The organism is Chitinophaga arvensicola, from assembly GCF_900110835.1.
GTDB lineage: Bacteria > Bacteroidota > Bacteroidia > Chitinophagales > Chitinophagaceae > Chitinophaga > Chitinophaga arvensicola.
This window is the reverse complement of the sequence record NZ_FOJG01000001.1, coordinates 2,892,481-2,912,739: the sequence shown is the minus strand read 5'-3', so window position 1 is coordinate 2,912,739 and position 20,259 is coordinate 2,892,481. Positions and strand designations below refer to the sequence as shown.

The window sequence follows — 20,259 nt, the reverse complement described above, 5'->3', positions numbered from 1 at the left end:
GATAAGAAATTGTGTCGAAAAAGGTCATTTAAGGTGTTTGAGATAAATTATAAGGTAAAAAGTAACAGACGTACACATCAATAATTATTCCCGGGCATTCTGGGTAATAAGTGGAAGCTTTTTTCCGGGGAGTGTCGTAATTATTTCCCGAAGTGTAGAATTTCTGAGGAAGTGGGGTCAGGGTCTTTAGAAAACTGCATCATCTCTGCAATCGCCTTGTGCCAGCAGTGGCATATAAACCGGAAGGGGTAAAAAGAAGGAAAGTAAAAGCCCATTCCCTGATACTGCAAGGAACGGGCCTGTAATATTAATAATTCACGGTGACGCCTATATTAAAAGAAGCGCCTCTGCCTTTTGCATAGAATCCCGGTTGCATGAACCACTGGGAGCGGGCAGGGAAATAATCTTCATTGAAGAGGTTTTCGATACCCAGGGTAAGCTGCGTATGCGGGGTTACTTTGTAGTTACCAGCGAAATTAAACAGGTTATAGGCTTTCACCGGCCCTTCATTACCATTATATACGCCCTTGGCATTCTTTGCAAACCGGTCCCTGCCATTTACACCCATATACTGCAATCGCAGTTCCAGTGTCTGCAACGGACGGTAAGCGATACCTGCGGTTACCTTTGGCGGTGCAATACGCCGGCCGTTGAGATAAACATTATAGCTGCCGCCGGTTTTAGCCGTATCCGCCTTTCCTTCCAGGTAGCTGTAGGAAGCGTTCAGGTCCAGGTTGCGGAGCAACTGGTAAGCCACCACCGCTTCCACTCCGTAGATGCGTTCCGGTGTGCGGCTTACATTAAACAAGCCGGTATTCGGATCAAACACCATATCTGATCCCAGTTTGCTGGTACTGAGAAAACCGCTCAGTTCAAACCGGAATCCACGGAACTCATTTACAAATCCCAGTTCATAGTTATTGACCAAAACGGCTTTGGTATTGATTTTCCTGATATCATTTACCTTGGAATCACGCAGTGCCAGCCCTACATCTGATACGGAGAAACCCTGCGAATAGCTGAAATAGGGCATAAACAGCGGCTGACGGTTATACCGGATCCCCGCATTAAACAAGGTAGCGGTATAATCCAGGTTGCCACCGGTTACATTGATGGCCGGTGTTATCGTAGAGCCGTCTGCGTTGGTAAGGCGCAGGGTGGTGTAGTCTTTTACTTTTACGCCTACTTTTTCTACCCGTATACCGGCTTTTACAATCAGGTCTTTCCAGAGAGAAAACTGGGTTTCCGCAAATGGCGCCACGTTCAGCATATTCATTTCCGGTACCCATATACGGCCATCTACCAATGGCTGGGAAGTGATATCATTCAGCAGATCGGCGCCATAAGAGAGGGAACCGTTAAACGCATTACCGTTCAGCAAAGGAGAATTCAGCATCAGGCGAAGCCCTTTCTTTTTGTCGAGTGTATGCGACTGGCCATCACCGCCTTCAAAACGCCCAAAAGAAACGTAGAAGATATCATCTCTGGATTCGTAGTAGGCGTCTGCGGTGAGGGAGGTACCACCAATCAGGCTATCGGCCTGGTATACCAGGTGCAGGTTATGGTTACCCCTGGAGCCGGTAGGCGTGCCGGTTTGTTTTCCCAATATACCGCTGGCAGGTATTCCTTTACTGATATCCCCGTTTACCAGGGTGTAATTGGAATTCTGCTGGCTGCGGAAGAAGTTATACATCACCTGCACCTTCTGCCTGCTGTTGATGTGATAACCCACTTTGGCAAAGGTGTTCCAGGTTTCGGTTTCACCCAGGCTATAGTTGGGGCCAACCAGTTTTCCTTTCGCATCTTTATATTCGCCGGTTTGCTCGTAAATGCCACTGACAATATAATCCCAGTTGCCCACACGGCCCTGTAACATCTGGCTAAACCTGCCGCCTACACTGTTTTTAAGTCCTACCAGTGCGCCGGTCATATTAACGGATGTTTTACCACTGATGGCCTTATCGCCTTTGGGGTTAGCGGTAATGTAGTTGATAAGTCCGCCGGTAGCGCCATTGCCATAGATAGCGGTAGCGCCCTTGAGCACTTCTACCCTTTCCAGTACAGCCGGGTCGATAGAGCGCAGATCTACCTCACCGTTCCTCAATGGCGATGATTGCGGGATACCGTCTACCATAATCAGGACAGCACGGCCGCGTAATCCCTGGCCTACGTTGCTGTTGGTTTGTGCACCCGGCGCCATGCCCGGCACTTCCCGCGCCAGGATATCTGTTACGTCGGTGGTTACCGCCAGGTTATTTTCCAGCATCTTTTTCGTTACTACCGTAACGGAAGAGGAAACATTATCCAGCGTAACAGGTCTTCTGTTAGCCGAAACGATCACTTCTCCCAGGTGCTGTGTGGCCGGCGCCGGCAGGGAGGTATCTTTCTTTGTCTGTTGGGCGGAAAGTTGTTGTAAACTGCCTGTTGTCAGCAGCAGCAGGGATATCCGGTAAATTGATCTGTGTATCATCTGGTGATTGGTTGGTCTGGATTTAGTAAGTTGACAGCTATTCTTAACGACGCAAAATTACTGGTACTCCAACAGGATGGTTTACGAGATCGGGAATTTTTTTGGGGAGATGAAAAATAATTCCGGGGGATTGGTGTCAATGATATCTATATGGATGACCTCCCTTTCATAGCAGACATAGCAAGGGCTTCACGGCGGAACGCTATTTGAACAAAGCAGCAATAAACAGGCTGTTACCCGTGAGCGGAAATCTTATTCCTTTTCAGGGAAAAGAAACTCTTCTATCAATTTTCCGATTACCCGCTGGAAACCTTCATAGGAATCGGGTTTGGTAATGGTTTGTGCAGCGCCCAGGTTCAGGCACTCGTTCGACAAACGGCTGTCGTTATAGGTAGAAAATATGACCACCGGGATATTTTTGAGTTGGGGATGCGCCTTAATAATCTTTAAAGCTTCCTGTCCGTTCATCTGGGGCATATTCTGATCCAGCACCAGCAAGCTGGGTGGTTCCTTTGGGGCAGCTTCCAGTTCGTGGTTTAATAACTGGATCAGGAGGGAGCCATTTTCTACAGCATGGAAAGAAAACGTCCGTTCTTCCTGGTACTGCTGTATTATCTCTTCAAAAATGACCCTGTCGTCTTCATCGTCTTCTGCAAGCAGAATTTTTTTCTTTGTTATCATAAATGTTATCCCTGTGCTATGGGCAAAATTATATGAAATGTTGCGCCTTTCCCAATTGTACTTTCCGCTGTAATGATTCCCTGGTGATTTTCTACAATTTTCTTGATAATAGCCAGACCAATACCGGTCCCTTCATACTGATCTTTTGAATTCAGCCGCTGGAACAGGTCAAAGATCTTATTTTTAAACTGCTCTTCAAAGCCTATACCGTTATCTGAGATAGAAATTTTGTACCAGTTTCCATCGGGTGATAAGGGCGCATCAAACGCTTTATCCTTTATCCGGTTTGCTTCGATGGTGATGACCGGGTCTTTATCTTTCGGGGTAAATTTTAATGAATTGCCTATCAGGTTCTGAAACACCTGTTGCATCTGCGAACGGTTGATGACCAAAGCGGGCATGTCGCCAATCACGATGCTGGCGTTCTTTTCGGAGATCAGCATTTCAAAATCCTCCTTTACTTCTTCTATAATATCCCGTAGATTAACAGGTTCCGTCCCCCCCCTGTTAGCCGTTAGTTTAGAGAAATTCAGGATATTCAGCATCAGCGCTTTCATACGGTTCACCGACTGCATGATCTTATTCAGGTATACCACGGTACCATCGGGCAGATCATCTTTATGCTTGTCTCTCACCATTTTGGAGAACATATGGATCTTCCGCAAAGGTTCCTGCAGATCGTGCGATGCCACAGAGGCAAAAAGTTGCAGATCGTTGTTGCTGGCTTCAAGCCGCTCATTAATATCCTGTAACTGATGGGTTCTTTCTATGACCTTTTCTTCCAGTATTTCATTCATCACTTTTTGTTCATGGATATCCATTACCGTTACCACCCAGCCAGACAGGTTGTTGTCATCGTCCTTTCTTGCTTTGGCCCTGAGCATGTTCCAGCGGTAACCGGAAGCGCTGGTGGCTAATCTTATTTCACAGATAAAATCCTTTTTTTCAACAGCGGCAGTTTCCCATACTTTCAGCAATACCGGCAGATCGGCGCTATGTACAGTGCGTTGCCAGCCTTCTCCCATAGCATCCTGGTAGTTCATATCTGTATAATGCTCGAACTGTTTATTCACAAAATCGAGCTTACCGGGTTCTATGGCTGTCCATACAGTTAATGGCATTGACTCAGCCAGAAATTCCTTTTCCGCGATATTGGTAGCGATAGTACTTTCTGCTTCTTTTAAGGCGGTCAGGTCCATCACCGATCCCAGCATACGATAAGGTACACCGAATTCATTGTGCAGGATATAGCCCCGATCCAATACATGTGCATACTCTCCGTCCTGTTTTTTAATCCGGTATTCCTGGCTGCATTGACTACGACCTTCGTTTATAGCAGAATAAATACTGGTGCTTAATAATTGCCGGTCGTCGGGATGCACCAGGTTCATGCAGCTCCTGCGCGTCATGTTTTCTGTGCTATGACCGAATAACTTGGTAAATGATTCGCTCCACCAGATCTGATCGTCTGTCAGGTTCCAGTCCCACAGCGCATCATTGGTGGCTTTTGCCACCAGGCGGAACCGCTCTTCGCTGAAAGCCAGTTCCCTTGTACGTCCTTTTACTTTATTTTCCAGGTCAGCATTCAGTTCCCGCAGGTTTTCCTTTGCCTCATTCAGTTCTGCATAATTCTGCCTGATCTTCTGAAGCGAACGTTTTTTATCAGTCACATCCGTGAAAGTAATCACCAGTCCTCCCGGCATTCTTACCATACTTAGTTCATACCAGGCTTTTTTCTCTTCCAGGTAAAGGTCACGTTGTAGTATTTTATCGGATACAATCACCTGTTGGTATTCCTGCAGCAGTTCCTCTTTCATCACCTCGGGTAACACTTCTTTGAGTTGATGACCTTCGAGGGTATTTTTATCTTTACTGAACCACTGGATGGCAGTATGATTAAGGGCTGTTATTTTAAAATCGCTGACCTGTCTCTTTGCATTTACGATGGTTTGCAGGGCAAATATGGCGCTCTGGCTCGCATTAAATACACTCCTGATAATATTATTCAGGTGGGTTACTACCGTGATATCCACAAAAGTGATAATAGTACCGCTATGCTTATTCTCGCGGGTCAGGTAAGGCAGAATACGCATCAGCATATTTTTACCTTCCAGCAATTGTACTTCCTTCTCAACAGTTTTCCGCGTACGCTGCACATACATAATATCGTCCATCAGTTTATCGTATTTGATATTACTGGAAATATGTGCAATAGGCCGCCCCAGATCCGATTCAATGAAGTTAATCATCCTGGCGGATGCAGGATTGAATTTCCGGATATGGAGGTCGTTGTCAAGGAATATCTGTGCGATGTCTGTACTCCTGAAGTAGTTGTTCAGATCATCGTTCAGCTCTATCAGTTCTTTTATTTTGAGCTGGTGTTCGGTGTTGAGGGTATATAACTCTTCGTTCAGCGATTGCAGTTCTTCGTTGGAACTTTGCAATTCTTCGTTCGAGGACAACAGTTCTTCGTTGGAACTCTGCAACTCTTCATTCAGTGTTTCCAGGTCTTCCACTGCTTCCTGCAAACTGTTTCTCACTTCACTCAGTTCATTTTCCAGGTTGCTGATATAATCAGGATCGGTGCCTGCATCTGCCTGGGTAACTACCTGGATGGTGGAAGGAGCCGGTATGGGCAGTATGGTGACCAGCGTCAGATCGGTTTCCTCCGTTGTTGGATGTATTGCTATCTGCAAAAGGAAAGTATGCTGGTCTTTTTCCAGCAGCACATTATGCAATAATTCCGTTTTATTATTTTTCCAGGCCTGCCTGATTGCTTTACTGACAGCCATCCCTGCGTCGGAAGGAAGCATGCGGCCCAGATTGAGGTTCAGGATCTTTCTTGGCAGCGTAAGTATCTGCTCGTAATTACCAATCGTTTCTTTTATCTCAAAATTCCTGTCTATATACAAACCGATCAATCCCTGGTCTTCCACCAGCGATTGTTTCATATTGCTCCACAATGCACGCTGGTTCTTTGATTCTGTATATTTTTTACTGAAGGAAGTTTCTTTAGCGGATTTAAGATGGGGAGAATAGGTTTCCACCATATTTACACGAGGCCTTACATCCATTTCTTTCCGGAAGATCTTCCACTTTGCGCTGATCGCATGCAGCACACCTTTGGCTGCCACCGGGTTTTCGCTCGGGCCTAAAAAGAGGAAACCACCTTTGTTCACGGCAAACTGCAGCATGGCATAAATTTTTTCCTGGAGTACAGGATTTATGTAGATGAGCATGTTGCGGCAGGTAATCAGATCGTTCTTGATAAAAGGCGGGTCGCGGGTAATATCATGACGTGCGAAAACGATCTGCTTGCGTATTCTTGGTATAACCGTATAGGATTTCCCTTTCAGGATGAAATAGTTTCGCAGGATATCTTCCGGTACGTCGCTCGCAATGCTTAAAGGATAGGTGCCGGAAAAAGCCAGTTCCAGGTTGGCGGCGTCGATATCTGACGCAAATATTTTCACCTCCAGTTGCTTATGCATATTTTCCAGTACCCTGTCAATAAGTATAGCCATGGAATAAGCTTCTTCCCCGGTGCTGCAGGCGGCTACCCACACCTTCAATTGTTCATCAGGTTCTTTCTGGGTGAGTAACTCCGGCAGTACTTTCGTTTCCAGCAGATGGAATGCTTCCGTATCCCTGAAAAAGCGGGTAACGCTGATCAGGAAATCATGTGCCAGTGCTTTACATTCTTCCGGATGCTGGATCAGGTAATCAATATACTGGTTAGGTTCCCTGATTTCCAGTTGTTGCATCCGTTTACTGATGCGCCGGAGGATGGTAGGTGTTTTGTAGTATTGAAAATGTTGCCCCTGCGAGGTAGCAATGATTTTAAATATTTTGGCCAGTGCTTTTTCGTCGGGTTCCTGGGGCAGTAGCCTGGCGCTCTGCGGATTGTTGATGGTTTCTGTAATGGCAGCAGCCAGTTCAGAAGGGGGCGCAATCACATCTACATTTCCTGAGCTGATAGCGCTGTTGGGCATACCGTCGAACCTGGCAGTTTTGGGTTCCTGCGAAAATACCAGTCCCCCATATTCCTTGATGGTGGCAATACCACGGGTGCCATCCGTACCTGTACCCGACAGGATAACAGCGATGGCACGTTGTTGTTTGTCGACCGCCAGTGAATGCAAAAAGACATCTATGGCGTTATTGGGTATTTTTTCGTGGGTTTTATCAGACAGTATCAGTTTATTTTTTTCTATCCTGATCTGTTTATTATTAGGAATAACGTAGATATGCTGTTTAACCACCGGCTGCTGATGCGCGGCTTCCACTACCTTCATATGCGTATGCCTGGCGACCAGTTCCACCAGCAGGCTGCGGAAATTGGACGACAGGTGTTGTATAATTACAAAGGAAAGATTTTCAGCATTGGGCATATTGTCAAAAAACTCCTGGATGGCCTCAAGGCCACCGGCAGATGCTCCTATCGCTACTACATAATGCTGGGTATTGGTTTTGGCCATGCGATTAATTTGATGGACTCACTGAGAGAAATTCAAAAAGGAAACTTCTCAGGTTTTCCATGGTCTGTACTTCTTCGGGCTGCCACGAAAGCGATTGTCCTTTTACGTGTTCCTGCCATAATTTGAAGGAATGACGGGGATGATAGATTTGCGGGTCTTTATCAAAGAAAATCCTTTCTTCCGGATTACCGCCCCAGTTGGTCGTTTGGATCACTTCCTTCCTGTACAACAGGATGTATTCGTCTTGCTGCGACTGGATAGGAATAATCAGCAGCCCGCTGACCAGTGCTTCCATGTCGCCTATATTCTCGTAGGAAGAACCGAGGGAATCCGTATGAAAAACCCGCTTAGGATCTTTCAATTGGAGCCAGAGCAGGAGATCTTCCAGTTGAACGGGATTGGGTACCTCTCCGAAATGCAATGCCTGTTTATTCAGAAAAATACTCATGCCACTGGCCTGCATCAGGTCCATCAGCAAAGGATGGGGCTTACCTTCCGACAAGCCTTCTATGAGATCGTTCTGTTTGTAGATATTTTCAATTACCTGTGTATACAGCGAATTAAGCCTGGAATTAAAATCGTGATAGCTTTGCAGTTCTAAAGAACTGATTCTTGCAGCGATAATAGTTGACAGGAGTTCCAGCGTGGTACACAGTTCGTTATTGATAGACTTAGGCGTAGTATGATGACAGGCGATCAGCCCCCACAATTCGCCTTTGTTCAGCAGCCGCACCGACATAGAAGCGGCTACCTTCATATTTTTAAGATACTCCACATGTACTGCAGCAACGGCTCTCACATTACAGTCGGACATATCCAGGAAACCATGACTGATGGGATTAATTACCGGGTATAATTTTACCGGTTCAAAATCTCTGTCGGGAATAAACCGGTAAGGATTGTTCTTATAAATATCCCTGGCCGGTTTGGGAATGTCTGAGGCAGGGAAGGTAAATCCCAGGTAAGCTTCCATACCAGGTTCCTTTGCCTCCGCAAGTACGTGTCCGTTCCAGTCCTTATCGAAAGCATAGATCATCACCTTGTCGAATCCGCTTACCTGTTTTAATTCCTGGGCCGCGATAAAACATACTGCATCTATATCCTGGGCTGCTTCTATTTTACGGATAGAAGATTGAATTTTCCTGAACTGGTTCGTAAAAGTTACCGGCTCATTGGCTGTGCCGCTAATTTCTATTTCCAGCAATACCATTTCCGGCTTGAAATGAACGATGATGTAATGCCCATTCCAGGAAGTAGTAATTTTTTCGGACGGATGATCCGTGATATAGCTTTTTATCTGTTCTGCAAACGCATCGCCGAAGAAGTTGGACAGTGGTTGTTGTACAACGGATTTTACATCTGCCGCTACCACCTCCGATATATTTTCGCTTACCTGTTGTATCGTCAGTTCATGATCGATTGCCACCAGTACCCCGTAAGATTGAATTGTATTAATAATATGTATTGGAATATTTCCGCAAAATTCGGAATCATACTTCGAATACTGACTCATAAATAGTTGCCCACTCGTTAAAAGTTAAAAATGTGTTTTTAGCTGCCTCCGCTGCGGCAAAATGTTCCGCTGTTGGTAAGTCGTTCAGAAAAGTGCGGAATTTATTCCACATCTCTACTGTGTCTTCACCATAGCCATTAAAGAAGGAAAAGCCTGCTGTAGCGGGAATACCTAATTGCTTACTGATCATTTTCGCAATTATTATTCCACCTAAGGTGGAGCCTTCTAAAACATAAGCGGCGCCTAAAGCCTGTGCATAATTATTTACTTCGGGCTGGGGCACTTCGGTAGTCATAACCGGTAATTCTCCGCCGAGTGTGGCGATATCTGCTAATATGGAATCTGCCTTTCTTCGTGTATCCGCATCCGGTATGCTCAGATAAGGTTGCATATTATTTTCCAGCGCCTGATAGTAGGTATAAAATAATCCCAGTAACCTGCAATAATCAGCAGTATTGCGGATTTGTTTCATGTTTGCTACCAGTTTTTTTTCAAGCTGCTGATGGGCTGATTGTGTATGGCTTTTCAGATAATCTGATAATGATGTTGCTAAATTTTCCATTTGTTCGTTGTATACGCTTGCGTCCAATATACTGCAAAAAAGATGAATGCCTTTGAAAATAGCCCGCACCTTAGCGAGCATATCCTTATGCTTCCGCTACTCTCTTATAAATGTTTTTTTTATTTAATTTAAATCTTTTGCCAGGAGAAGCCAACTTATAAGTGCAATATTCACCGCATTCCGGCACCACCGTTTCGCCAGTGATAGAAAGTCCGATTGATATTTTTTATGGCGTATCATTTTGTCATAAACAATTTTGATCCTAACTTTGCGCCCTCATAACCAACTTTTAGAGCAGAAATGTGGGATAGATTTTATTTTAGAGTCATTGGCCTTTTCATCGTACTGAACGCCGTATTATTATTATCAAAAACCTGGTTGTTAGACAATGGTGTACACCATAACGTGCTACTTTTCGGCAACCTGGCATTAGCATTACTGTCAGCATTTACCTACAACATGAGCCGCAAAGGCGTAGAAGCAGAGAGCAATAGCGTATTTATGCTTCGTGTATACGGCGCTATGATCAGCCGTATGATGCTTTGCCTGGCAGGTATTACTATTTATGCTGTTGTGAACAGAGCAAATACCAACAAATACACCATCTTTTCACTGATGTTTTTCTACGCAGCATATGCTGTCTGCGAGAATATAAGTCTGCAGAAGATTACCAGACAGGCAAAATAAAGCCTGTTATTTACCTGACAAGGAAAGTTGATTTTTCTTCCTGGCAAATTTGTGTCACTTTAATAAGTGATCATGGGTAGGCTGTGGGAAATAGTTTCAGGTAGATAATGTATGTAAAAATTAATCACAGTGTCGTACTACGACCCTGTGCAGATATACTATTGAGAATACAAAAAAGGACGAACCGGAATACATCCCGGTTCGTCCTTTTTATTTTGGTGGACTTGTTATGAATTCACCTTTTGTATTTCGGGTGACGCCAATAATAAAGAAGCCCGCTCAGTGGGCAGGCTTCTTTATTATTGAGAACTTAAATGATTCTTACTTCTTTTGCTGCGACAAAAACGTTACCAGCGATGCAAACTCTTCATACGACAATGCATTCGCAAGCCCTGTTGGCATCATAGATGTTTTCATTTCTTTACGGGTCAGGATATCGCTTGTTTTCACAGTGGTTACCTGGCCGCTGATATCTCTCATTACTACTTTAGCAGAAGTTTCTTCGGTCACAAATCCCATGTAAGACTTATTCCCTTTTGCAGTGATCATCACAGTAGCAAAGCCCTGTGAAATTGAGGCGTTAGGTTTAAGAATAGATTCAGCGATCTGTTCCCGGTTCATGATAGATCCGATCTGTCCCATGAACGGACCTTTCATCACGTCGCCCTTATTGATGCTGTGGCAGGCGATACAACCCTGTGCGGTAAAGAGTAATTTTCCTTTGGCAGGATCTCCTTTTAATTTATTAACTGCCAGTAAAACATCTTCGATAGATGATTTACCTACCTGTCCTTTTTTACTTTTAATTTTTTCCAGGTCTACCTTAGGCTCATTGGTGGCAGCTGCGAGGGCCTTTTTCTCTGGCGCAAATGCCGGAATATCCATCCTGTTGCGGGCATCCAGGTCTCTGTAAAACGCGAGACCGGCAGGACCTTTTTTCAGAGAGGTGGCTTTCAGGAATTTTTCGATAGCCGGAGATGATTCCCAGGTGACTGCTTTGTAATAAGGACCATGTGAATCAGGTCTGGTTCCCCACCACCAGGATGCATCGTAAGTATCTTCTTTTTTATAGAGACGTGCCAGGGTGATGATGATCTGCTTTTTTACGGCTTCGTCTTTCGTTAACGGATAAGCCGTGATTAATCCGTTTACTGCTTTTGGATCATGCATATAGCGCAGGGCCCACAAGGCCAGGGTACTGTTGGCACTGTTGATGGCTGCTACAGCTTCGTCAACGGCATGCATACTTACCAGGGCACGAACTGCCAGATGTGGCAGTACAAGCGCCGCATTAGGTGTGGCGTGCGGTCCTTCTACGTCTTTAACAGGTGCAACAAACGAGGCGGGCACTTTGGTTTGCAGTAAAGCATTAGCCGTTTCAATACGACCTAAGCGTCCCAGTCCTATGATAGCTGCTGCCTGTACACGCGGAGACGGATCTTTCAATCCTTCCAGGAAAGGCCCGGTTGCAACATCGTTCAGGATAGCTTTCCGGTCTGTCAGGGCGCGCAATGCGTGTTCTCTCATTGTTGCATCCTTTGTTAATGCAGTTAAAGCAGGGATACCTTCAGCGCCTGTTGCCTGTGCATAGGTGTAGATACCGGCTACACGGGCATATAATGGTAACTGTGTGTCAGTAGCAATCGCCAGTGCAGCAGCAATACCTTGTTTATCTGCACGGGCAAGTAATTCCTGGGAGGCATTCAAACGCGCTACCGCGCTGGCCGATTTAAGTAAGCGGGCCAGGTCTTCTATGGAAGCTTTCGCCACATCAGGAAACGGCTGGTATGTCCAGTTGTTGGGAACTGCCCGGATCACATAACCTTTGTCCGGACTACCGGAATAGCCGGCGCCATCCCATGCAGAGAGGAAAAGTCTGCCTGATCCGTCCACATCCAGATCGGTAATCTGTGGCACTTCCAGGAAATCTTCTTCTTTCTGGGTGAATGTAGGCCCATCTGGTGTTACACGGTGAATATAGAGCATACTTCTTCCCCAATCCGCCATCATAGGCACATTACTGTACTTCTCGGGCCAGCCTGGTTCTGCCATATATAAGGCGCCGGTACCGGAGCCACCGCCCAGATCTGCCAGGGCCGGGATGATTTCATCAGTAAAATGCTGGAACAATACCGGGTAGCCGTATTCACCGGATTGGAGATGATGCGAAAACCGCACATTCCATCCGCCACCGTCGTTGGTATTCTCCCTGGTAAATACGTTCATGTAGGGATCAATGGCCACGTCATACACGTTGCGTGTACCATGGGTAAATATTTCCATTTCGGTGCCATCGGGGCGTACCCTTACAATACCACCGCCCAGCATGGTGAGCTTTTTACCGGAACGGTCCGTTGCGTTATGGAATCCAAAATCACCAACGGCAATATAGATCCAGCCATCAATGCCCATTCTGATACCATTGGTGGCATGGTCTGTTCCACGCTCCTGGATGTATTTGGTGTTACTGAGGTTTTCTACCAGCGGTTGAGCAGGGCCGTCTGCTTTGCCATCTCCATCTTTATCTTCAAAAACAACAAGCGCCATACCGGTTGCCTTGCCGGTTTCTTTGGAGAAGGTGGTGTGTAAAACAAAAACTTTGCTACCCTGTACAATGATGCCACGGGGATTATCGACCGTTGCAAACTCAATGTGCTGGTCCATTTTACCGTCATTATCCTTGTCAATTAATTTAAGGATCCGGCCTTTTCCCGGGTCTTTACCCAATGAACCGATCATATCCACACCTACAAACACTTCGCCGGTGGGCGCTACTGCCAGGCACGCCGGACTGGGAGTTACATCAGGGCCGGCAAACCGGGTAATCGTTAAATCGGGTGGATTCGGAGCTTTGGTTGGAGGGTCTCCGATAAACTGTTTCGCGCCAATAAATACTGTGAGAGAATAGATTAAGCCAAGAGAAAATTTCATCATTTTTTGTTCGCTGTGTTAATTATTTAGGATTATTCGGTGCTTCAACTAAAGCATCGATCAATATAGAAAAAATAAATTTTCAGGTAAGAATTATTTGGCGAGCGGTTCATATACGGTGTATACGTACCAGGAAATCATTTCTTTTTCCTTTTTCGGGAGAAGAGATAACAAACCGGCGCCTTCCTTCAAACTCACATTCAATGCTCATATTCAACAACTTAAATAAATTTTCAAATTATTTACCCAAAAACCGATCATTTAATACGGCTCATTCGTCAAAAAGAGAAAGCTCAACAAAATGGATCACTTAAAAGACAAAGTAGCCGTAGTATTTGCGGCATCGGGAGAAATTGCCGGCGCCGTTGCCCGTTCTTTTGCGCAACACGGTGCGAAGGTGTATGTTACTGCAAAGAATCTGGACGCGGTAAATGCACTGGCCCGGGAGATCGTAGCCGGTGGCGGCCTTGCGGAAGCAGGCAAGGTAGATGCGCTGAACGAAACGGCCATCGACCAATATTTACAAAAAGTGGTGGCGGAAAACGGGAAACTGGACATGGTGTTCAATGGCATCGGCAGTTACTACCAGGATGCAGGCAGCGGCACACCCACCACTGTAGCCACTTTTGAGCAATTCCTGCATCCCCTGCAAAAAATTTGCGGATCGCAGTTCCTTACCTCGCGGATAGCTGCCAGGTATATGATCCAAACCGGCTCCCAGGGAACGATCCTGCTCCTCACGGCATCTATGGCGAGGACTAAAACGCCGAACATGGCCGGATTTGCAGCCGCCTGCGCCGCCATCGAGGGGTTAACAAGGGTTATGGCAGCGGAGTTCGGACAGTATAACATCAAGTCGATGTGCATCAGCTCCGGCGCCCTGATGGAAACAAGGAAAATATCAGGCATGATCCACGATTTCGCCCAACGGGCAGGCATATCCGAAGAACAAATGGCGTTGAACTATACCAGGTTTAATATCCTGCCAGCAGGGCCTACACTGAAACAATTGGGTGAAACAGCAGCCTTCCTGGCTTCTGAAAATGGCGTAGCGTTCAATAGCCATATTATCGACCTGGATTGCGGAAAACTAAATTTATTATAATATATTTATTGGGTCGCAGCCTTTCTGCAACCCCTCTTTATTACCCTACATAAAACAGATTCCATGGAAAAAGAGGAAATATTAAAAAAAGCATTGAGTGGTGATATCAGGTCTTTTCAAACGTTGTTCGCCGAATTTCAACACCCGCTGAAATCATATCTCTATCGTTTACTCACCGATCGCAATGATGTGGATGACCTGACGCACGACACATTCATCAGGGCATTTGACAAAATAAGTACGTTTCAGCAGGAGTCTTCCCTCAAAACCTGGGTATTTAAAATAGCGACCAACCTGGCCTATGACCATCTCAGAAAATTAAAGAGATGGCCGGCAGATGCACAGGATCAGGGCGCCCGCCTCGCCATTGGCACACCAGACATACAGCAATCGTTCCGGATAGTGCACCAGACCTCCGGTGCAGGCGCCTATGACATGAAAGAGCATATTGATTTTTGCTTCACCTGCATCTCCAAAACGTTGCCGATAGAAAACCAGGTGGCCCTGATTTTAAAAGACGTATACGATTTCCCGGTAAAAGACATCTGCCTGATCCTGGAGAAAACGGAAGGCGTAATAAAGCATCTCCTGCATCATTCCAGGGATACCATGACAGACATTTTCGATCACCGCTGCGCCCTGATCAATAAAAACGGCATCTGCGACCAATGCAGTCAGTTAAATGGCATCTTTAACCCGAAGCAAAATCAACAGGAGCAGCGCATGAAACTGGAACTGGTAAAAGAATCCGGTAAATTTGACAGGGCGGCACTTTTTGCCCTGAGAACAACACTGATAAAAGCGATTGACCCACTGCACAGCCCCGGCACGGATCTGCAGGATATTATTATGAGATGTACCAGGACTGCCATCGCTGATGTCGGTGATTTTTTTGAGCCGGCCAATAGCCATGCAAAGTAATATATCAGCCTAACTTAAACTGTAGCCATCTTTCAACACTCAAACCCTTCTAAAAATGAAAAAAGTAGCTTTTCTTGCCTTGTTTTTTTCTATTTCCATTTTTGTACATGCACAGGAACTTCAATCAGAATTCCTGTTTGATTTTGAAATAAGTCTTCACCCACCCCAGGCCATAGGAAAGGTGCTAACGGGCACGCGGCTTATTTACCCCTTTAAAGACGGCCAGGTGAAAGGGGATAAAATTAATGGTAAAGTACTGGACTGTGGCGGTGAATGGGGACTTGTGGTTGACTCCTCCACTTTTAAAATGGATGTACGCGCAACCATTCAGACAAATGATGGTGCGCTCATTTACATCGCTTATTCCGGCTATAATTATGCCAGTGGAAAAAACGCGGTCTTAATGCGGGAAGGCAAAGGCAGTGAACTATCTCCTTCTGATTATTATTTCAGATCAGTGCCGGTATTTGAAACCAGCTCTCCGAAATATGCCTGGCTGAATCATACGGTGGCTGTTGGTGTAGGCCGTTTTCCGTCGCCGGGTAAAATCATTTACCGGATATATGCTATCAAATAATCTTCCGTAGTCACCAGTATGGCTAAGCCATATTGGTGACTACGGAAAACGGGCGCAGCACCATGCCAATGGCGTGATATTTGCCAAAATAAAGAAATAAACTAACCTCGATATGCAAATCAAGCACTTACAACTGACTATGGCCGCTACTGCGCTGGCAACCTTATTTTCCTGCAACGCCGGCAATAAGCCGTCTACCGGCGATAGCCTCATTATAGCAAAAGATACAGCAGTAAATGTTTCTCCCGCTGACAGCAGCGTCGCAAATAAAAATGTGCCGGCCCAGACTGATAGCACCGCTGCCGGGTTGATAAGAAAAGTACTGGTGACTGACCTTGTTAAAAATGATCTTAAAACGCTCACTGAAAAAGACCGGCAATTTAGCTATGGTGTGGCTGACATAAACGGTGACGGCAAAGGAGAAATTTTTGTGGGTCTGAAGGGCAGCTACTTCTGTGGCAATGCTGGTTGTACTGTTTATCTCCTGGATAATGAAGGAAAAAAAATCAACCTCTTTACGATCGTTGACGGTCCGATAACCATCAGCGAAAACAAAACAAAGGGATGGAATGATTTAATCATACCCAGCAAAGGCGTTAATTATGCGGTGAAATTCAATGGTAAAAACTATCCGTCTAATCCCTCTGTTCAGCCCAGATTCACGGATAGCATAACTGCTGAATCAGTAAAAGTTTTAGCTGACAATGCCGTCATCTATAATTTTTAAACCTCAGGCGTACAAAAACTATTGCAAACACCTGTTGATAATTCCGGCCAGACCTAACATTAAATTGGCCGGAATTAAACAATTTATGATCCCCCGCTGTTCTGATAACAGCCATTGCGCTCTCCTTCCTACGCATCAGCAATAACGTTTTCATCAATAACTATGGGTTAACAAACCGACATCATTTATCTGATGTATAAATACCAATACGGTGAAAACGCAATCTGACTTTATCAATATCCGTTGCTTTATCATAATGTTTTGCATGCTCCTCACTGCAAACCACCTTTGCTATGGGCAATATACCGCACCCATCGATACTACAAATCCTCAGATAGTTACCGATACCAATAAAACTTCTGCCTACCTGGTTCCGGATGTACCGCAGAAATGGGTCAACTGGACACAATATGATGGGAAAAGATTGTCGTTCAAAATTGGCGCTGTACTGTTACTGGATTACACCGCATTTTTTCAAAACGATTCCAGTAAAGCCCAGGTATCCACACAACAAAACAAACTGGAACTAAGGGCAGCAAGATTGATGTTTTCGGGACTACTGAAATTCAAAAACCCGTGGCAATACTTTATCAGTGCCGAGTTCAGAGGCTTTGCCAGAGATACTTCTGAAAATGCCTTCGGATTAACAGATGCCTATTTAACAATTCCGCTTGGCAAAGCAGATAAATACGGAAAGCTTACCATTGGAAAAATAAAGGAAACACATATCTATGAAATGGTGGGAGATGCGGTCAATATCCCTCAGACAGAACGTATCCTGAATCCATTTTTTGTTTCAAGAAATATCGGGATAAGATATATGTTCAACAGTTTGCAGAGCAGGATGACGTATAGCGTAGGATGGTTCAATGACGGCTGGGTAACAGGTGTTCCCTTAAAGGAGAGTGGCAATGATTTTACGGTTCGCATTACGGGTTTGCCAGTACTGTCATCCGGGGGAGATAAATACCTGCATCTTGGCGCCAGTATGCGTTATATCGGCGCAGACTACCATTCACTCAGGTATCGCGGTAAAGTAGAAAGTAATGTATCGGACTATTATGTAGATACCAAAAGCATGGACGCCTCACACGCATGGAACCTGGCAGGCGAATTCCTGTATACCAGCAAATCTTATTCTGTAACGGCCGAATGGGTGCAGAACTGGACAACCGCCGATATATCCACGCTTTCATTTAACTGCTGGAATATAGTAGCTTCCTGGGTGCTCACCGGTGAAAACCGGCCGTACGACAAAACAGTAGCCTATGCCCGAAGAATTATGCCGAAGAAAAAAAGCGGTGCATGGGAACTGGTAGCCAGGTTCTCCCGGCTCGATTTACAGGACAAATCTATTGATGGCGGTATTCTGAATAAGTGGCATATGGGTGTTAACTGGTGGGCGACGCAGCACTGGCGCGTTAGCGTGGCATATGGTATTTCCACGCTCGACAGATTTAATAAAACCGGGCTCACCAACCAGGTGCTTACCAGATTACAATGGGTACTATAGCACCAGTTCCATTCATACATTCTCTTACAATGTTCTGAGATCTGAACACTTTTACCTGCCTGTTCCGGAAGACCTTTGCCTACACTAAATCATGACACATGAAAATTGTACTCACCGGTTCTCTCGGTAATATCAGCAAACCACTCACTGCATTACTGGTAAAGGAAGGCCACCAGGTGACCCTTATCAGCACGGATGCCGGTAAGCGGTCACAGATAGCTGCCATGGGTGCTCAACCGGCCATCGGCAGCATCCAGGATCCTTCCTTCCTGGTTAAAACCTTCACAGGGGCAGATCTTGTTTATTGTATGAATCCACTGGATTTCACCGCATGGAACCTCGACATATGGGATACCAACATGGACAATTATGTGCAGGCCATCCGGGAAACGGGGGTAAAGCGTGTGATTGTGCTTTCCGGCTGGGTAGCGCACCTCTTGCAAACGGTTCAGCCGGAGAAAAAATTTGAGGCGCTGACGGAAACATCAGTGACCTTTGTGCGGCCGGGGCCTTTCTACAGTAATTTCTACCACCTGAAAGATATGATCCGCCAACAGGGCATGATTGCATCCAATTATGGCGGAGACGACCTGATCGCATTTGTGGCACCGGAAGACATTGCTGCTGCTATCGTGGAAGAAATCCATACACCGGTCCATGCTGGCTTGAAAGCCATCTACGTTGTCAGTGAGGAACTGACCTGTACTCAGGCAGCCCGGATCATAGGAGCCGCCATCGGCATCCCTGAACTTCAATGGACAGTGCTTCCCGGTGAACAGGTGAAACAGGCCCTTGAGGCAAACGGCGTATCCCCGGAGGTGGCCGGATTATTGGTAGAAATGCAGGAGACCATGCATAACGGAAAAGCGCAGCAGGATTACTATCTTCACCAACCTGTATCGGGAAAAATAAAATTGCAGGATTTTGCCAGGGAGTTTGCTGACTGGTATCATAAAAACTAAATATTATGGCCGGAAACCTGCCCTTGAAAATAAAAGGCATCCAGGCGCTACTAACGCTGAGAGGCCTGCCTCCTACCAAACATCCGCTGATCAGTGTGTTGAACATTACTGCGTTAAAAGAGCAACCCAGGAATGTAGATCTGCTGGTAACGACAGATTTCTATTTTATAGGTATGAGCAGATCTACCCAGGCCTGTTTGAAAATGAAGTACGGTCACCAGGAATATGACTTCGATAAAGGCCTGATGAAATTTATAGCACCAGGGCGGGTTTTCAGCTTTCATCCCGACCGGTTGGAAGAAATAGCACTATCCGGATGGCTACTGATGCTCCATCCGGATTTTCTCTGGAATCATCCACTGGCGTTGAAGATAAAACAATACGAGTTTTTTGATTATTCGGTAAATGAGGCACTGTTCCTTTCCGATAGCGAAGAACAAACGATCAATGGATTATTTGGGAATATCGCACAGGAGTATAGTACGAACATTGATAAATTCAGCCAGGGGATTATTATTTCCTTTATTGAATCCCTGCTGGGATATTCCGAACGCTTCTATCAGCGGCAGTTCATTACCCGTCAGATTAGCCATCACGGGATCGTGAGCCAGCTGGAAGCATTACTCGAAAAGGCTTTCTCTCAGGAAGTACTGGAAGCAAACGGAATACCTACTGTAAAGGATATATCTGCTCAGTTAAATATTTCTCCCAACTATCTAAGCGGATTACTCAAAACACTGACCGGCAACAGCACCCAGCAACACATCCAGGAAAAAATAATAGAGAAGGCGAAAGAAAAACTGATCATGACAAACCTTTCTGTCAATGAAATTGCCTTTGAATTGGGATTTGAATATCCGCAATCTTTTTCCAAACTGTTCAAAACAAAAACGAATATTTCACCGTTGGAATTCAGAAAATCGGGCAGGTTCTTAAGTTAACAGTTATACACATGAAAATCGCATCTTTAGAAATGCTTTCTAAAACTGATAATTGCGGCAGCTTAAATAGTTCGTGGTGGCAACGCCGGATTTATACCATTGACATATGGCGTACTAATCACCTTGTCTGTTGCTATTTTTCTGTTCCTGGCTCGCATAATGGCAGGCACTCAGGCAAACGAATACCACTA

The 20,259-nt window shown here is 45.4% G+C and carries 14 protein-coding genes; 8 read left to right on the top strand and 6 right to left on the bottom strand.

What is annotated here, in order from left to right; genetic code table 11:
- Nucleotides 1-307: 307 nt before the first annotated feature.
- The 5 genes from BMW79_RS12060 to BMW79_RS12040 form a co-directional block, all read right to left on the bottom strand.
- A complete protein-coding gene (locus BMW79_RS12060; RefSeq protein ID WP_089895012.1) occupies nt 308-2,470 on the bottom strand; it encodes a TonB-dependent receptor in 2,163 nt (720 codons plus the stop codon).
- A 252-nt stretch (nt 2,471-2,722) separates the two neighbouring features.
- Entirely contained in the window at nt 2,723-3,151 is a 429-nt protein-coding gene (locus BMW79_RS12055) for a response regulator (RefSeq protein ID WP_089895010.1), read from the bottom strand.
- 5 nt (nt 3,152-3,156) lie between these two features.
- A complete protein-coding gene (locus BMW79_RS12050; protein ID WP_089895008.1) occupies nt 3,157-7,629 on the bottom strand; it encodes a chemotaxis protein CheB in 4,473 nt (1,490 codons plus the stop codon).
- A gap of 4 nt (nt 7,630-7,633) precedes the next feature.
- Nucleotides 7,634-9,142, bottom strand: a complete 1,509-nt coding sequence (locus BMW79_RS12045; protein ID WP_089895006.1) for a GAF domain-containing protein — start codon at nt 9,140-9,142, stop codon at nt 7,634-7,636.
- Nucleotides 9,120-9,704, bottom strand: a complete 585-nt coding sequence (locus tag BMW79_RS12040; protein ID WP_177192136.1) for a biliverdin-producing heme oxygenase — start codon at nt 9,702-9,704, stop codon at nt 9,120-9,122. Before BMW79_RS12040 ends, BMW79_RS12045 begins: the two co-directional genes overlap by 23 nt.
- A gap of 300 nt (nt 9,705-10,004) precedes the next feature.
- On the opposite strand from BMW79_RS12040, the gene BMW79_RS12035 reads away from it, so the two are divergent.
- Nucleotides 10,005-10,391 carry a hypothetical protein gene (locus tag BMW79_RS12035; RefSeq protein ID WP_089895002.1) on the top strand — a complete coding sequence of 129 codons (387 nt, stop codon included), beginning with the start codon at nt 10,005-10,007 and terminating at the stop codon, nt 10,389-10,391.
- 321 nt (nt 10,392-10,712) lie between these two features.
- On the opposite strand, the gene BMW79_RS12030 is transcribed toward BMW79_RS12035, so the two are convergent.
- Nucleotides 10,713-13,325, bottom strand: a complete 2,613-nt coding sequence (locus BMW79_RS12030) for a DUF7133 domain-containing protein (protein ID WP_089895001.1) — start codon at nt 13,323-13,325, stop codon at nt 10,713-10,715.
- Nucleotides 13,326-13,623: 298 nt separating this feature from the next.
- On the opposite strand from BMW79_RS12030, the gene BMW79_RS12025 reads away from it, so the two are divergent.
- The 7 genes from BMW79_RS12025 to BMW79_RS11995 all read left to right on the top strand — a co-directional run bounded on the left by BMW79_RS12025 (nt 13,624) and on the right by BMW79_RS11995 (nt 20,068).
- A complete protein-coding gene (locus BMW79_RS12025) occupies nt 13,624-14,427 on the top strand; it encodes an SDR family NAD(P)-dependent oxidoreductase (protein ID WP_089894999.1) in 804 nt (267 codons plus the stop codon).
- Nucleotides 14,428-14,490: 63 nt separating this feature from the next.
- Nucleotides 14,491-15,348 carry an RNA polymerase sigma factor gene (locus BMW79_RS12020; RefSeq protein ID WP_089894997.1) on the top strand — a complete coding sequence of 286 codons (858 nt, stop codon included), beginning with the start codon at nt 14,491-14,493 and terminating at the stop codon, nt 15,346-15,348.
- A 55-nt stretch (nt 15,349-15,403) separates the two neighbouring features.
- Entirely contained in the window at nt 15,404-15,925 is a 522-nt protein-coding gene (locus BMW79_RS12015; RefSeq protein WP_089894995.1) for a DUF3237 domain-containing protein, read from the top strand.
- Between the two features lie 112 nt (nt 15,926-16,037).
- A complete protein-coding gene (locus BMW79_RS12010; protein WP_089894993.1) occupies nt 16,038-16,652 on the top strand; it encodes a hypothetical protein in 615 nt (204 codons plus the stop codon).
- A 265-nt stretch (nt 16,653-16,917) separates the two neighbouring features.
- Nucleotides 16,918-18,165, top strand: a complete 1,248-nt coding sequence (locus BMW79_RS12005) for an OprO/OprP family phosphate-selective porin (RefSeq protein WP_177192135.1) — start codon at nt 16,918-16,920, stop codon at nt 18,163-18,165.
- 98 nt (nt 18,166-18,263) lie between these two features.
- Complete coding sequence (locus BMW79_RS12000; RefSeq protein ID WP_089894988.1) at nt 18,264-19,127, top strand: NmrA family NAD(P)-binding protein; 864 nt, start codon at nt 18,264-18,266, stop codon at nt 19,125-19,127.
- Nucleotides 19,128-19,132: 5 nt separating this feature from the next.
- Nucleotides 19,133-20,068 carry a helix-turn-helix domain-containing protein gene (locus BMW79_RS11995; RefSeq protein WP_089894986.1) on the top strand — a complete coding sequence of 312 codons (936 nt, stop codon included), beginning with the start codon at nt 19,133-19,135 and terminating at the stop codon, nt 20,066-20,068.
- The last annotated feature ends 191 nt before the right edge of the window (nt 20,069-20,259 follow it).